Source organism: uncultured Roseobacter sp. (assembly GCF_947496515.1).
Lineage (GTDB): Bacteria > Pseudomonadota > Alphaproteobacteria > Rhodobacterales > Rhodobacteraceae > Roseobacter.
In genome coordinates this window covers 236,474-250,136 of sequence record NZ_CANMDB010000004.1, presented here as the reverse complement: position 1 = coordinate 250,136, position 13,663 = coordinate 236,474, and the positions used below count along the sequence as shown (strand labels likewise).

At 61.5% G+C, this 13,663-nt stretch carries 15 protein-coding genes and 3 tRNA genes; 7 read left to right on the top strand and 11 right to left on the bottom strand.

Translation table 11 applies throughout. The features are described 5' to 3' along the window. Positions 1 to 10: 10 nt before the first annotated feature. A complete protein-coding gene (locus tag Q1A53_RS10040) occupies positions 11 to 1,015 on the top strand; it encodes a transketolase C-terminal domain-containing protein (RefSeq protein WP_299965809.1) in 1,005 nt (334 codons plus the stop codon). A 73-nt stretch (positions 1,016 to 1,088) separates the two neighbouring features. Here Q1A53_RS10040 and hisH read toward each other — a convergent pair whose 3' ends face one another. Both hisH and hisB read right to left on the bottom strand, forming a co-directional pair. Then, a complete protein-coding gene (gene hisH, locus Q1A53_RS10035) occupies positions 1,089 to 1,727 on the bottom strand; it encodes an imidazole glycerol phosphate synthase subunit HisH (protein WP_299965807.1) in 639 nt (212 codons plus the stop codon). A gap of 1 nt (position 1,728) precedes the next feature. Then, a complete protein-coding gene (gene hisB, locus Q1A53_RS10030; protein WP_299965805.1) occupies positions 1,729 to 2,316 on the bottom strand; it encodes an imidazoleglycerol-phosphate dehydratase HisB in 588 nt (195 codons plus the stop codon). A gap of 141 nt (positions 2,317 to 2,457) precedes the next feature. On the opposite strand from hisB, the gene Q1A53_RS10025 reads away from it, so the two are divergent. The 4 genes from Q1A53_RS10025 (at position 2,458) to Q1A53_RS10010 (ending at position 4,094) form a co-directional block, all read left to right on the top strand. After that, a complete protein-coding gene (locus Q1A53_RS10025; RefSeq protein ID WP_299965803.1) occupies positions 2,458 to 2,697 on the top strand; it encodes an Lrp/AsnC family transcriptional regulator in 240 nt (79 codons plus the stop codon). Continuing rightward, entirely contained in the window at positions 2,694 to 3,038 is a 345-nt protein-coding gene (locus tag Q1A53_RS10020; protein ID WP_299965801.1) for a hypothetical protein, read from the top strand. The genes Q1A53_RS10025 and Q1A53_RS10020 overlap by 4 nt, the downstream gene beginning before the upstream one ends. Before the next feature lie 295 nt (positions 3,039 to 3,333). After that, entirely contained in the window at positions 3,334 to 3,594 is a 261-nt protein-coding gene (locus tag Q1A53_RS10015) for a hypothetical protein (protein ID WP_299965797.1), read from the top strand. A gap of 116 nt (positions 3,595 to 3,710) precedes the next feature. Next, positions 3,711 to 4,094 (top strand): hypothetical protein, encoded by a 384-nt coding sequence (locus tag Q1A53_RS10010; RefSeq protein WP_299965795.1) that lies wholly within the window; start codon positions 3,711 to 3,713, stop codon positions 4,092 to 4,094. A 204-nt stretch (positions 4,095 to 4,298) separates the two neighbouring features. Here the strand turns inward: Q1A53_RS10010 and Q1A53_RS10005 are convergent. Both Q1A53_RS10005 and Q1A53_RS10000 read right to left on the bottom strand, forming a co-directional pair. Continuing rightward, positions 4,299 to 4,373, bottom strand: a tRNA-Asn gene (locus Q1A53_RS10005). A gap of 77 nt (positions 4,374 to 4,450) precedes the next feature. Beyond that, positions 4,451 to 5,365, bottom strand: coding sequence for an MBL fold metallo-hydrolase (locus tag Q1A53_RS10000; RefSeq protein ID WP_299966085.1), 915 nt, complete (start codon positions 5,363 to 5,365; stop codon positions 4,451 to 4,453). A gap of 47 nt (positions 5,366 to 5,412) precedes the next feature. Here Q1A53_RS10000 and Q1A53_RS09995 point away from each other — a divergent pair, with 47 nt between their 5' ends. Further along, positions 5,413 to 6,738 (top strand): ATP-binding protein, encoded by a 1,326-nt coding sequence (locus Q1A53_RS09995; protein ID WP_299965793.1) that lies wholly within the window; start codon positions 5,413 to 5,415, stop codon positions 6,736 to 6,738. 10 nt (positions 6,739 to 6,748) lie between these two features. Here Q1A53_RS09995 and Q1A53_RS09990 read toward each other — a convergent pair whose 3' ends face one another. Next, positions 6,749 to 7,579 (bottom strand): hypothetical protein, encoded by an 831-nt coding sequence (locus Q1A53_RS09990; RefSeq protein WP_299965791.1) that lies wholly within the window; start codon positions 7,577 to 7,579, stop codon positions 6,749 to 6,751. A gap of 405 nt (positions 7,580 to 7,984) precedes the next feature. On the opposite strand from Q1A53_RS09990, the gene Q1A53_RS09985 reads away from it, so the two are divergent. Further along, positions 7,985 to 8,074: transfer RNA gene (locus Q1A53_RS09985), tRNA-Ser, on the top strand. An 856-nt stretch (positions 8,075 to 8,930) separates the two neighbouring features. Here Q1A53_RS09985 and Q1A53_RS09980 read toward each other — a convergent pair. The 6 genes from Q1A53_RS09980 to sufC all read right to left on the bottom strand — a co-directional run bounded on the left by Q1A53_RS09980 (position 8,931) and on the right by sufC (position 13,633). Beyond that, positions 8,931 to 9,007 (bottom strand) — tRNA-Arg (locus Q1A53_RS09980). Positions 9,008 to 9,309: 302 nt separating this feature from the next. Next, positions 9,310 to 10,530 carry a cysteine desulfurase gene (locus Q1A53_RS09975; RefSeq protein WP_299965789.1) on the bottom strand — a complete coding sequence of 407 codons (1,221 nt, stop codon included), beginning with the start codon at positions 10,528 to 10,530 and terminating at the stop codon, positions 9,310 to 9,312. Then, a complete protein-coding gene (locus Q1A53_RS09970) occupies positions 10,523 to 11,116 on the bottom strand; it encodes a YIP1 family protein (RefSeq protein WP_299965787.1) in 594 nt (197 codons plus the stop codon). The genes Q1A53_RS09975 and Q1A53_RS09970 overlap by 8 nt, the downstream gene beginning before the upstream one ends. Then, complete coding sequence (locus tag Q1A53_RS09965; RefSeq protein WP_299965785.1) at positions 11,113 to 11,598, bottom strand: YIP1 family protein; 486 nt, start codon at positions 11,596 to 11,598, stop codon at positions 11,113 to 11,115. Before Q1A53_RS09965 ends, Q1A53_RS09970 begins: the two co-directional genes overlap by 4 nt. Then, positions 11,598 to 12,878, bottom strand: coding sequence for a Fe-S cluster assembly protein SufD (gene sufD / locus Q1A53_RS09960; RefSeq protein WP_299965783.1), 1,281 nt, complete (start codon positions 12,876 to 12,878; stop codon positions 11,598 to 11,600). Before sufD ends, Q1A53_RS09965 begins: the two co-directional genes overlap by 1 nt. Continuing rightward, positions 12,878 to 13,633 carry a Fe-S cluster assembly ATPase SufC gene (gene sufC / locus Q1A53_RS09955; protein ID WP_299965781.1) on the bottom strand — a complete coding sequence of 252 codons (756 nt, stop codon included), beginning with the start codon at positions 13,631 to 13,633 and terminating at the stop codon, positions 12,878 to 12,880. Before sufC ends, sufD begins: the two co-directional genes overlap by 1 nt. Positions 13,634 to 13,663: the final 30 nt, after the last annotated feature.

The following is a 13,663-nucleotide window of genomic DNA, read 5'->3' as shown; positions in this document are numbered from 1 at the left end:
AGACCGCGATATGGTAGAAATGGTCAACCGCCCCTATGCCAAGGCTTTCGAGACCTTCGCCGCTGGCAACCCGGATATCCTGTGCCTGAGCGCTGATCTGACCTCCTCGTGCGAGATCGACGGATTTAGGGACCGCCACCCGGATCAGTTTCTGTCCCTCGGCATGGCGGAACAGAACATGATGAGCTTTGCGGGCGGTCTCGGTCTGGCGGGCTTCCGCCCGTTCATTCACACTTTTGGCGTCTTCATGTACCGCCGACCCTACGATCAGCTGATGGCCTCCATCGCGTACCCCCGGCGCAAGGTCAGGCTGATGGGGTTTCTGCCCGGGGTGACAACACCCGGCGGCATGACCCACCAATCGATCGAGGATATCTCGGTCATGCGGTCCATTCCGAACATGACCATTCTGGAGACGGGCGATGCCACGGAGGTGGAAAGCATCTGCGAGGCCGCCGACAGCATAGATGGCCCCGTCTGGTGCCGCGTGCTGCGCGGGTCCGTGCCGCGATTGTTCGATACACCGATCAAGGTGGGCGACATGCGTGAGCTGTCCACGGGCGACGATATTCTCGTGGTGACCTCCGGCATCTGCACCGAAGAAGCGATGCGCGCACGCGCGGCCTTCACTAAAGCGGGTCTGGCCATCCGTCACCTGCACTTGCACACCATCAAGCCTTTCGACGCGCAGCAGCTGCTGGATCATATCGGCAGCGTCAGACACGGTGTGGTAACCCTTGAAAACCACGTGACCGAAGGAGGCATCGGGTCGTTGGTCGCAGAGACCATGGCCGACGCAGGCGTCGGCAAGAAACTGGTACGGCTGGGGTTGAAAGATACCTATGCCCATGGTGGATCGCGGCCTTACCTGATGCGGTATTATGGCCTGGATGCCCTGGCGCTCGTACGGGGAATTGAAAAGCTGATGGGTCAAGAGTTCGACATCAGCGAAGACGACCTGGCTGTCGCGCGGGTGGATGACGTGCACTCTCTCGTCAAGGCCGAAGCGCTATAACGACGTCATCCGGCTGACTGTCTGATCCGGCAAATGGTGGTCAGTCGCGCCCTCTTCTGACCCACCGCTGGCGCTAGGGTCGCCAGTTGAGAAAGTTGGCGATCATCCTAAGCCCGGCGGCCTGGCTTTTCTCCGGGTGAAACTGCAGGCCGATCATCGTGCCCGCCCCCACCACCGCGGTCACATCGCCACCGTAGTCCACATGGGCCAGACGGTCGGCCAGATCAGACACGACCATGTGGTAGCTGTGCACGAAATAGGCGTGGTCTCCCGTGGCAATGCCATCAAAGACCGGGTGCGCTGCGTCCAGCACCAGATCGTTCCACCCCATGTGCGGCACCTTGAGCGCCTCTGCCGCCGGCGTGATCCGGACGACCTCGCCCGACACCCAGTCCAGCCCCGCCGTATCGCCGTATTCCCGACCCCAGCTGGCCATCAGCTGCATGCCAACGCAGATCCCCATGAAGGGACGACCCTTTTCCTCCACTGCGTGGACCATCGCGTCATAAAGACCGGAGTGGCCCTTGAGCGCGCTCATGCAGGCTGCGAACGCGCCATCCCCGGGCAGCACGATCCGGTCTGCCCCGGCGACGACCTCCGCCTCACCGGTCACCACCACCTCACCGCCGCCCGTCTCGCGCGCCATGCGCTCAAAGGCCTTTTGCGCGGAGTGCAGGTTGCCGCTCTCGTAGTCGATAATCGCTGTCAGCACGTCAGAGCGCACCTTTGGTCGAGGGGATCGCATCCGCCTTGCGGGCGTCCTGTTCGACCGCTTCGCGCAAGGCCCGGGCCACGGATTTGAAGACAGCCTCCGCGATGTGGTGGCTGTTGATCCCGTGCAGCATGTCCACGTGCAGGGTGATGCCCCCATGCGTGCTGAGTGCCTGGAAGAACTCCCGCACCAACTCGCTGTCGAAAATGCCGATCTTGGGGGTGGGCAGATCCACGTTCCAGATCAGATAGGGCCGTGCGGACAGATCCAGCGCCACGCGCACCAGCGCATCGTCCATCGGCAAAAGGCACGCACCGTACCGCCGGATGCCCCGCTTGTCGCCGAGCGCTGCCGCCAGTGCCTGACCGATCGCGATGCCCGTATCCTCGACCGTGTGGTGATCATCGATGTGCAGATCCCCGTGCGCGCGCACGGTCATGTCGATGAGCGAATGGCGCGCCAGCTGATCCAGCATGTGATCAAAAAAGCCCACACCCGTCTGATTGTCGTAAGCGCCGGTGCCATCCAGGTTCACCTCGACGGTGATATCGGTCTCTGCCGTCGCGCGGGTCAAACTGTGGGTACGCATCGGAGCCTCCGGGCCAGCTGTCATCGCCGCCCTTATAACAGCGCCGAACGGCGCGCCAAGTGGCACATTCGGGATTGCAGCGCCTGTGCCGGTTATGCCAGCCTGCGACAGAGGCAACATTGCCCGGACAAAGGAGCGCCGATGGCCACCTGCGTATTCATTCAGATCCGGTGCACCCCGGGCACGACCTACCGGGTCGCCGAAGAAATCGCCCTGCGCGAAATCCACTCCGAACTCTATTCCACTAGCGGCGACTATGATCTGCTGATGAAGCTCTACATTCCGGCAGAGGCGGATGTGGGCAAATACATCAACGATCATCTGCTGGACATTGGCGGGCTTGAACGGTCGCTCACGACCATGACGTTCAAAGTCTTTTGAGCGCGCGCCGCGTCCTTTTTGCCGGACTCACCCTGCTGTGGTGCGGTGCCGCCGCAGCGGGTCAAAAGACCTATAGTGGCGACGAAGCGGCCGCCCTGCGCTGTGCAAATACGGTTGCCTTCACAGCGATCGTGCTGGCCTCCACCGACCGGATCGGGCGGTTTGAGCGCAACGTGATGCTGGGCATCAGCGCAAATATCCTGACCGAATACGTGAGCGGCACACGCGGCCAGAAAAAACGCGCGCTCGCTCAGATCCGGGACAGACGAAGCGTGCTGGAAACCCTCAGCGATTTCCAGCGCCTCGCCGAGAGATGCCTGCGGAGATTTCCCCTGAATTGAGGCCGGAGGAGGTGTCCTATCGCTGCATGGTCGGTGCCTATCCTGTCGAAAACCACTACAAACGCCGGGACGGATGATCTGTTAGCCAATAATCTGGCTGGGGATAACCGAACACGGCAAGGTGACTGCTGCGAGCGACGGAACCTGAACGGACAGCGGCAGTGATGACCGCACGACGAACTTCACCTATTGCCGTGCTGGATCACGCGAAAGTGCAGAAGTCTGTTGGGACAAGTTCGCGAACCAACATCTAGGCTCCGCCTTTTTCGAGAGGATTAGAGAAGCTCATGTTGCCGTGACGATTCTTGCTGAGCCGCCTAGCAAGCAGGTTGTGGTGAATGAAAGGCTAGACTGGAAACCGGGTGTTGTTCCAAACAATATCCAACATCTTTTTGTGGCGATCCGTCGGGTTCGAGATAATCTCCTTCATGGTGGCAAAGCTGGCGACATTGACCACCACCGGAACGCAAATCTCGTGTCCGAGTCCATTGCCGTGTTACTCGAGGTGCTGAAGTTTGATGAAGAGCTGCGAATGATGGTTGAAGATCGTCACTAGCTGAAGCATAGCGCCTGTTGGTCGATTTCCGATGACTTTTCCCGAAAAATTTGCTGTATAGTTGCGATATGAAAGCTTGGGTCGTTAAATAGGAGTGGATCGGAGATCACACTGCAGTGGCTGATCCGATTATCGCGGCCCTGAGCGCTCGCTTGTCTCCCAAAGACGTGCGCAAGTTCGTAGAAAAGTATTACTCAATTCAAAAATTGTCTCTCCGAGAACAAATAGGTCAAGCCCGCTATAACAAGCCCTCGAAACCGGCGTATCCAGCAAGGTTTAACGTGCTTGATGGTCACGCATACGCGGGACAAATCATTTGTGGAAACAATCCATTCATTGAGGCTTTTAGAGCTGACGGAGTATGCGTGGATGAAGAGACAGATCAGTTGGTATGGGACCAAGAGAGCATCAACGAAGGTCGTTTGAAATTCTCAGCTGCGGTAAAAAATTTCGTTGAAGGTTCGGTACCCAAGAGCGAGATAGGTAGCGAACTCTCATAACGCTGCTTGGTAAGTTGCCAGACGGCAGCTCGGACGATCTATATCCCGAGACTTCAAGTGCTAACAAGCCTGAGCATGCCACGGTGCCGAGGACAGACCTTGGGATCGGCAGCTATCGAAACCATTGTCGTCGAAAATGAGCCTAGAACGAGCCTAGAAATCAGGCAGATGCTTGAGCTTGTTTTCTAAGTCTTTGAATTTTATTGGCTCCGGCGGTAGGGATCGAACCTACGACCAATTGATTAACAGTCAACTGCTCTACCGCTGAGCTACGCCGGAACGGTTCTGGCGATATAGCAGCGAGGATTTTTATCGTCCAGTGGATTTTCAGCGCAAGAGCGCAAAAAACCTGAGCGCTACTGTGAGGCTCGTTCAAACCGGCTGTCTGCGTGCAGCGCGCCTTGCACCCAAACCTCATTTCTTTGTTCCAGATCAATCAGATGCGCCAGTACATTGCGGGTTGCCGCGGGGATCAGCGCGGCAGGCGTGTCGTGGTACACCAGCCGCGCGATCTCCGCCGCGCGCGCCGGTCCGGCAACAAGTGCGGCCAGCACCGCGGCCTCTCTGTCCAGCCGGTGCGAAATGAGCCAGTCGAGCCGCTCCGCGGGGTCTTCGATCACCGCGCCGTGGCCCGGGTAGAACCGGTGCCACGACCGGCGCCGCAGCCGCTGACAGGACACCATGAAATCCGTGAGATCGCCGTCGGGCGGCGAGACCAGCGAGCTGGCCCAGCCCATCACATGATCGGCCGTGAAGCAGGATCCCTCCCACCCAAGACAGATGTGATTGCCCATATGGCCCGGCGTATGGATCACCTCCAGCGCCCAGCCCGACCCGTGGAGGACCTTACCATCGGCGACCGGCTGATCGGGGCTGAAACCCGTATCCACGCCCTCACCGCCCGTCAGCCCCGCGCGGGCCAGCGACTGCATGACCTCGGAACGCCCCGCCTGAGCCGGACCAAACCCATAGACGGGCGCGCCGCAGACCGCCTTCAGGTCCCGGGCCAGTGGCGCGTGATCGAGATGCGCGTGGCTCACGATGATGTGGCTGATCCGCTGCCCCGGCCGAAGCGCAGCAAGGATGGCCTCCAGATGCGCCTTGCTCCGCGGCCCCGGGTCGATGACCGCCAGATCGCTCTCGCCCAGCAGATAGGTATTGGTGCCGCGCCAGGTCATGGGCGACGGGTTCGGCGCGAGGATCCGGCGCAAGCCCGGGCCGAGCGTCTGAGCTTGCCCTGGCGGTGGATCAAAGGGTTCCGGCACTGGGATGGTCTTTGCCTCTTTCTTCGGGGCGGGGGCACCGATAGGCTTTAGCCATGTCCTTTGTCTGGCTCAAACACTATATGCCGCGCGGCCTTTATGCGCGCGCCGTCCTGATCCTGCTGTTGCCTGTCGTTTTCCTGCAACTGGTGGTCACCGTGCTGTTTCTGACCCGCCATTTCGAGGACGTCACCCAGCAGATGACCACAGCGGTCGCACGCGAGCTGAACCTGGTTCTGGATGTGATCGACACGGCCCCGACCCGCGATGCCATCGCCCAAACGGTTGAAACGCAGGTGCCGCAGCTCGCGATGACCGCTGAACACGTGCCGCCCGAGACGATACCGACGGAACCGCAGCGAGCCTGGTACGACTTCTCGGGCCGTGTCATCGTGTCGAGCCTGCCGGAGCGGGTCCCCCGGATCCGCCAGATTGATCTGCTGGATGACCGCACCGTCATGGTCTACGCAGAGACATCCGCAGGCCCGGTGCGCATCGGCTTTGACAGGCGGCGCGTCTCGGCTGCTAACCCGCACCAACTCTTTGTAAACATGATTTTTTTCGGCGGGCTGGTGACGGTGATCGCGATCCTTTACCTGCGCGGCCAGCTCCGCCCCATTCAGCGTCTCGCAAAGGCGGCGGAAGCCTTTGGCCGGGGGCGGCACGAAAGGTTCTCGCCATCGGGCGCGTTGGAGGTTCGCGCCGCGGGCAACGCTTTTCTGGACATGCGCAACAGGATCGAGCGGCAGATCGAACAGCGCACGCTGATGCTGTCCGGTGTCAGCCATGACCTGCGCACACCGCTCACACGCATGCGGCTGAGCCTGTCGATGCTGGATGACGATGATCGAACAGTGCTGGAACAAGACGTGGACGACATGCAGCAGATGCTGGATGCCTTCCTCAACTTCGTCAAAGGCGCGGGCGAAGGCGAGCCGGAACCGGTTGATCCCCATGCACTGGTGGCCAGCGTGGTGGAAGACGCCTGCCGCGCGGGGCGTGATGTGCGGCTGGTGCCTGCCGAAGGCGATGGTCTCGGCACTGTCCAGCTCAACCCGCTGGCCATGCGGCGCGCGCTCGATAATCTGATTTCCAACGCCGTGCGCTACGGCGCCATGGCCGAGGTGTCGGTCACTCTGACCGAACGCACCTTGCGGATCCGGGTGGAGGATGACGGCCCCGGTATCCCGGAGGCCCGCCGCGCCGAGGCGACGCGGCCCTTCACCCGCCTCGACGCGGCCCGCAATCAGGACAAAGGGGGCGGCGTGGGCCTCGGTCTTGCCATCGCCACGGACATCGCACGCGCGCACGGCGGGATCTTGCGGCTGAGCAGCTCGACCCGGCTTGGCGGGCTTTGCGCGGATATCGTCATCGCGCGCTGAGCCCTGCGTGTCAGGCCAGGCGCGGGTTCCGGCGTCTTAAGAGCGCAAGACATCCCAGAGCAGCGACCATCAGGCTTGCGGCAAACGGCAGTGGCACAGGTGCTGGTGCTTCCGTGTCATCTTCATTGGCCGCGGTGTTGTCGCCGCCGGGCGTGACGCCACCGCTATCACCGGTTCCATCGGGAAAAAGACGCAGACCATCGTTCTCGCCCGTATCCCCTTCGTCGTCGTCAGATCCGGTGTCGCCCGTGTCATCCGAGGCAAGGCTGGTGCGGGCACTGCCGCCAAATCCGGCGATCCGCGGTTGACCTGCAGATGACCGAGCCGCACGCAAGATATCCGACTGGGGCAGCGCCACGGGCGCGGGCGTCCGGGCTGCGACCTCTTCAGCACCCAGGATCGGGGTCCAGAAGGACGCAATTGTGCCGTCGTCCTGAATGGGCTCGACGTCCTCAAAACTCACGATCTCCTTGCGGCAAACGTCAGCATAGCGGGCGAAGTACGTGTCCCACTCGGCAGGATCAGCCGGTCGTCCCATCAGCTGGGACAGTCGAAACGGCGTCAGCGCCTGTTCGCAGGGTTCGGGCAGGCAGGTTCGGGGCAGTCTCAACCCTTTGCCCGACGCATAGAAGGCCAGATCAATGTCGCCTTCCTCGATGCACTCACCGCCCAGCGCGTCTGTGCTGATCAATTCCCCCAGCGTGAACTCGTCCAAGGGCTCGCTGTCCAGCGCCGGCAGTTCGTTGATCGTTCGTCCCTGTGCCGTAACAGCCGCCAGGCCGACACTCGCGGCACAGCAGAGACGCAAGAAATACGTGTTTGTCACAGAAAAGGGATACATCCCGACCTCACTTAGGTTACTCATTACTTTACAATTCGATCGCGTTAGAGCGCTTCGAGAGAAAAAACTAGCATAAATTTGCGCAAAATTGCGATCTGACTTCCCAGTTGGTAAATACGCCACGTCACCGTTAACCTTTACCCCTGCGGTAGAGGGCATTGCAGGGCGATCAACCCCCTCGTGTGCACGTTCAGAGCCTCTTGCAGCGCACCGTTCCTGATGAAAACTCATCCTGCTGGCGTTCGACCCACCGCGCAGCGGCAAGCCCGGGCCGATACGCTCCCCGGTGCCACACCGCCACCCCCTATCCGACGTGGACAGCATTGGGACCAGCTGTGACCCGTAAAGAAGTTTGTCGCGATTTCAGCTTGTATCTGTCCGCACGCGACGGCTATACCCGGCAGCGGAGACGTGGCCGAGTGGTCGAAGGCGCTCCCCTGCTAAGGGAGTAGGCCCGGAAGGGTCTCGAGGGTTCGAATCCCTTCGTCTCCGCCACAGGCTTTTCTGGAACAGAAACGCCAAAACCATCTGACACAAAGAGCAGGGCGGCAGTCGTTTCGCAGAAACGATGAGAGCTTCCTAGGTTCGAACTCTCTCCCGTCAGGTCCGCCACAGGCTTTTCTGGAGCAGAAACGCCGGTTGCCTTCAGATCGAAAACCTGAGCGGCAGTTGCATCGTAGATGCAATGAGAGCATCGAAGGTTCGAACGCTTTGCCGTTCACCCCGCCACAGGCTCATTCAAGGAATGATGCCGCAGCACCTTCGATAGATATAGGCGGTCGTTTTCTGGAGGAAAACGATCAGAACCCCGGTCCGAACACGCTCTATTCTGACCCGCTACTGCACATTGATTTCATTGGATAAATACGATGTGAGGCAGGTCCATCCATGGATGGCTGCGCAGCTGGCGGCAATTGGTGCATCTATGTTTGCCATGTCATTTCCAGTCTTGAGTTTGATCTCAGGATCCTCTCACCCACATAGCCAATGTGTCGAACGTTGCGCGTCATTGGCACGTCAAGTTCGGCTGTAGCAGGGTCAGGTCTCAGATACACACCAACGGCGCCCTTGATTGTAAACCTGCACGGACGCGAACATCTTGTTCCGCCGGAACGCCATGTCGTGCTTTTGGGGATACGGCGACAATCATCGCTCATCGGATCTCGTTTAACCGCAAGCCTATCGCAACGTCCGCCGACGTCGTTCGGCACAGCATCAATCTTGTCGCTTATCGGGACCATGGGCTTCTCCAACGCCGGGGGCAGTCAGACCGGGCGCGTGAACCGCTGAGAAAACTCCACGGACCGCACGCAAGAGCGAGACATACGCCGTTGATCTCATTGTAGAAAGGTGGCGCACCCGAGAGGATTCGAACCTCTGGCCTCTGCCTTCGGAGGGCAGCGCTCTATCCAGCTGAGCTACGGGTGCCTGACCATGGGCCAAAGCGCGGATATGTCTCTTGCCGTCTAACCACAATCCGCCGTGCGGCCAGTCGGCAGAGGGTCGCCCCTCAGACCGCGGTATAGCCGGAGGTCCGCCGCCTCGCAACGGCAAAAACCATAGGCGGCCCACGCCGTTGGCAGAGATTGTCCCTGAGGGATGAACCGGCACGGCGGCCAAGCGTCATCCTCTCAGGATCACGGCGCTTTCAGCACATCCGTGTCAGCGCATAGCGTCGGTGCGCGCCGGGCAGCGGGCCCAGACACAACTCTCCCAACAGACGACCTCTCTCAGGCGAAAAGGTCGTGGGCCAGCTCCAACGCCTCCACCAGCACGTCCACCTCATCCGTTGTGTTGTAAAGGCCAAAGGACGCGCGGCAGCTGGCCGTAATGCCCATATGGGTCATCAATGGCCCGACGCAGTGTTGGCCTGCCCGGACGGCCACCCCCTTTTTGTCGAGGATGGTGGAGATGTCATGCGGATGCGCCGCACCTTCCATGGTAAAGCTGAAGATCGCCGCCTTGTCGGGGGTCGTGCCCTGGGTCTGCAACCAGTTCAGCCCGGACAGCTGCGCCACCGTATAGTCGCGCAAGGCGTCCTCATGGGCGGCGATGTTCGCCATGCCCAGATCCATCATATACTCCAGCGCAACGCCCAGACCGATGGTCTGGACAATACCGGGCGTGCCCGCCTCGAACTTCATGGGCGGATCATTGTAGATCACGGTCTCCTTGGTGACCTCACGGATCATGTCGCCGCCGCCCATGAAAGGTTGCATCTCGGCCATCCGGTCGGACGTCACATAGATCGCGCCGGACCCCGACGGACCATAAAGCTTGTGGCCGGTGACCGCGTAGAAGTCGCAGCCGATCTCCTGCAGATCCACCGGCTGGTGCACCGCGGCCTGGCTGCCGTCGATCAGCACGGCCACACCGCGGGCACGCGCCTCGCGGCAGATCGTCCTGACGTCCACCCGCGTGCCCAGCACATTTGACAGATGCGTCACCGCGATCAGCTTGGTGCGCGGACCAATGGCATCAATCACCGCCTGCGGATCCAGCGCACCGGTGCTGTCCACATCGACCCATTTCAGCACCACCCCCTGCCGTTCGCGCAGAAAATGCCAGGGCACGATGTTGGCGTGATGCTCCATCACGCTGAGGATGATCTCATCCCCCGCCTCCAGCCGCGGCATCGCCCAGCCGTAGGCCACCATGTTGATGCCCTCGGTGGTGCCGGAGTTGAGGATGATCTCCTCCTCCCTGCCCGCGTTCAGGAACCGCGCGACGATGCCGCGCACCGCCTCGTATTTCTCTGTCGCGATGTTGGAAAGGGTGTGCAAACCGCGGTGCACATTGGCGTATTCCTCGGCGTAGGCGCGATGGATCGCGTCAATCACCACCCGCGGTTTCTGCGCCGATGCCCCGTTGTCGAGATAGACCAGCGGCTTGCCGTTCACCTCGCGCGACAGGATCGGGAAATCCCCGCGGATTTTGGCAACATCATACATTGGGGGGTACTCCAAAAGCGCTCACACCCAGCATCTGCAACAGCATGGCGAGCCCGAAAGAAATGGCAAAGCCGGTGATCAGCAAGACCAGCAGCGCGCTCATCAGCGAGTTCAGCTGCAAGCCGACGCTGACGAAATTGAGAAGGATCCAGATGGTGGCGATCCCCACCGCAAAGATCAAGAGCCCCGCCAGCGGCGGCAGGAGCACGACCGACAGCAACGCCACCAGCCCCGCCAGCGCGCGCAACAGCTGCAGCCAGACGAGCAAGGCGAGCATCTCGTCGACCTCGCCGCCACCGCCTAGTGCGCGGCCCGCCCAGACCAGCACGTAAAGCCCCAGCACAAAGACCACCATCGTCAGCGCGCACAGGATCAGGGGCTGGGCCAGCACGACGGCCATGACCTCCGGCACCGGCATCAGCGCATTCGACAGGATCGACATGAAGGTGCTGAGGATCGTGATCAGCACAGCAGCCATCCACAGCACGCTTTGGGGCAGCTGCCAGCCGATGATCACGGCGGCGGCATCCTTGGGCGCCCGCAGGGTCAGGATGGCAAGATCGGTCCACCGCACAGCCGTGCTCATGGCGCGCCCCTTTCCGCGGCCCGCAGACCCGCGAGCCAGAACCACATGAAAATCGCAAACCACAGCAGACCCACGAGCTGCAGTCCGGTGCCCGGCCCGATGAACCCTGCCACCAGCCCGTTGAGCAGCATCAGCGGCGAAGAGGCCAGCAAGGCCCAGAACAGCGCGATGCGCGCCCCGTAAAAGCTGCCCTTGCCGCCCAGCAGCTTGGCCACCAGATGGCTGATCGCCGCCACACCGTAGAGCAGCAGGGGCGCGATAAAGATCCACGCCATCAGCGCCGCCCCCAGCAGCATGTCAAGCTCGGTGCCCTCCAGATGGGCCTGCCGGGCCAGCCGCGGCAGCTGCGCGATGAACACCACCAGACAGCCCGCCATCAGATAGCCCAACGCGCGATCCTCCCGCGGCCCGAGCGCCAACAACCCGCGCAGTGTTCTGCCCGGGTTGCGGTAAGTGGCCGTGATGTTGCGCGTCACCGCCATCAGGTTCGGTGCCGTTCCAGCCAGGCGGCCATGCGCCCCGTGATCTCTTCGCGCAGGGCCTCATCGGCGATCTCCTCGACCGCCTCGGCCAGGAATGCCAGGGTCAGCAGATCCGTCGCCTCCGCATGCGGCACCCCGCGCGAGCGCAGATAGAACAGCGCCTCCTCGTCAATCGCCCCCGAGGTGGAGCCATGCGAACAGGCCACGTCATCGGCGTAGATCTCCAGCTCCGGCTTGGCCAGAAACTGGCTGTCGCCGTCCAAGAGCAGCGACTGGCTGATCTGGTAGCCGTCGGTCTTCTGCGCGTCCTTCTTGACGAGGATCTTGCCCTGAAAGACGCCCGTGGCGCCGTTGCGGAGCACCTTTTTGAAGACCTGACGGCTCTCGCAGCCGACCGCATCATGGGTGATGAACACGGTATCGTCATGGTGGAAATCACCGTCTCCGACGCAGGCGCCCGCCACATGCGCAATGGCGTTGTCACCCGTCAACTCGATCACACATTCGTTGCGCGTCAGAACGCCATTGGCCGTCAGCGTAAAGGACTTGAAGACGCTCTCCTCCCCCAGCCGGGTAAAGATATGGGTGGCCGCCCGGCGCTCGTGGTCGCGGCCTTGCGCGCGCACGTGATGGAAACAGGCACCATCCGCGATCTCCACTTCCATGCATTTGTTGAACCGTGCCGCTGCCGGACCATTCTCCAGCACCGTCAGCTCCGCCCCGGGATCGAGCCGGATCACATGGTGCAGGATCGCGTCCGAGGTCTCATCCGCGTGATGGTAGATCAGGCTGATGGGCCGGGAAGGTTTGCCGGTCACATGGATCAGCACGCCATCGGTGGCAAAAGCGGTGTTGAGGGCAGCCAGCGGGCGCGACACCGGGTCCTGCCCTGCCGCCTCCAGCGTGCCGTAGAGATCGCGCGCCCAGTGAATATCCGCATCCGTCTCCGCCAGCCGGTCGATCTTGACCCCTTCGAGGCTCAGATCATCCGAGGCGTCCGGATCGAACACACCGTCCACAAAGACGATTGTCAGCCGCTCCATGCCGTCGAAAATAGGCACCTCGCCCGCATCAAACAGCGCCGCCGGCACCGCCCCGGGTTGTGTCAGCGTATCGGGGCGGGTGTATTTCCAGTACTCATCGCGCCGCTCGGGCAGACCCATCTGCCTCACCCGGGCAAGCGCCTCCGAGCGCGCCGCCTCCGACCAGCCGCCGCGTGGCATGTCCAGCGCCGCGAGACGCGCCTCGGTCGGGGAAAGTTGTGTCGCCGCCTCGCCCATTACGCCACCTCGGCCAGAATGTCGGTATAGCCGTTGTTCTCGACCTCCAGCGCCAGTTCCGGCCCGCCGGATTTCACAATCTTGCCGTCCGCCATGATGTGCACCACGTCGGGTTTGATGTGATCGAGCAGCCGCTGGTAGTGGGTGATTACCAGAAAGCCGCGCCCCTCGGAGCGCAACGCGTTGACGCCTTCGGCCACCAGCTTCATCGCATCCACGTCGAGGCCGCTGTCGGTCTCATCCAGAATGCACATCTTCGGCTCCAGCATGGCCATCTGCAGGATCTCGTTGCGCTTTTTCTCGCCACCCGAGAAGCCAACGTTGACAGGCCGCTTAAGCATCTCGGCGTCGATCTTCAGCTCCTTGGCACGCGCCCGGATGAGTTTGAGGAAATCGGCTGCCGACACTTCTTCTTCGCCGCGCGCCTTGCGCTGCGCGTTCACCGCGGTGCGCAAGAAGGTCATATTGCCAACGCCGGGGATTTCCACCGGGTACTGGAACGCCAGAAAGAGGCCTGCCGCCGCGCGCTCCTCGGGTTCCATCTCCAGCACGTCCGCGCCTTCAAGCTCCGCCGAGCCGCCCGTCACCTCATAGCCGTCCTTGCCCGAGAGCACGTAAGATAGCGTCGATTTGCCGGATCCGTTTGGTCCCATAATCGCATGCACCTTCCCGGCCTCGATCTCCAGATCCACGCCCTTGAGGATTTGCTTGTCCTCTTCTTCCAGTTTCACGTGCAGGTTCTTGATGCTCAGCATATCTTTATCCTTCTGACCGCGCCGCATTTA

What these genes read in the sequence shown, in the direction of transcription:
- Q1A53_RS09970 (WP_299965787.1), bottom strand. Translation starts at nt 11,116, where the DNA reads ATGAGCACGGCTGTGCGGTGGACCGATCTTGCCATCCTGACCCTGCGG.
- Q1A53_RS10025 (WP_299965803.1), top strand. Translation starts at nt 2,458, where the DNA reads ATGGCCACCTGCGTATTCATTCAGATCCGGTGCACCCCGGGCACGACC.
- sufD (WP_299965783.1), bottom strand. Translation starts at nt 12,878, where the DNA reads ATGGGCGAGGCGGCGACACAACTTTCCCCGACCGAGGCGCGTCTCGCG.
- Q1A53_RS09990 (WP_299965791.1), bottom strand. Translation starts at nt 7,579, where the DNA reads ATGTATCCCTTTTCTGTGACAAACACGTATTTCTTGCGTCTCTGCTGT.
- Q1A53_RS09965 (WP_299965785.1), bottom strand. Translation starts at nt 11,598, where the DNA reads ATGGCGGTGACGCGCAACATCACGGCCACTTACCGCAACCCGGGCAGA.
- Q1A53_RS10040 (WP_299965809.1), top strand. Translation starts at nt 11, where the DNA reads ATGGTAGAAATGGTCAACCGCCCCTATGCCAAGGCTTTCGAGACCTTC.
- Q1A53_RS09975 (WP_299965789.1), bottom strand. Translation starts at nt 10,530, where the DNA reads ATGTATGATGTTGCCAAAATCCGCGGGGATTTCCCGATCCTGTCGCGC.
- Q1A53_RS09995 (WP_299965793.1), top strand. Translation starts at nt 5,413, where the DNA reads ATGTCCTTTGTCTGGCTCAAACACTATATGCCGCGCGGCCTTTATGCG.
- hisB (WP_299965805.1), bottom strand. Translation starts at nt 2,316, where the DNA reads ATGCGTACCCACAGTTTGACCCGCGCGACGGCAGAGACCGATATCACC.
- sufC (WP_299965781.1), bottom strand. Translation starts at nt 13,633, where the DNA reads ATGCTGAGCATCAAGAACCTGCACGTGAAACTGGAAGAAGAGGACAAG.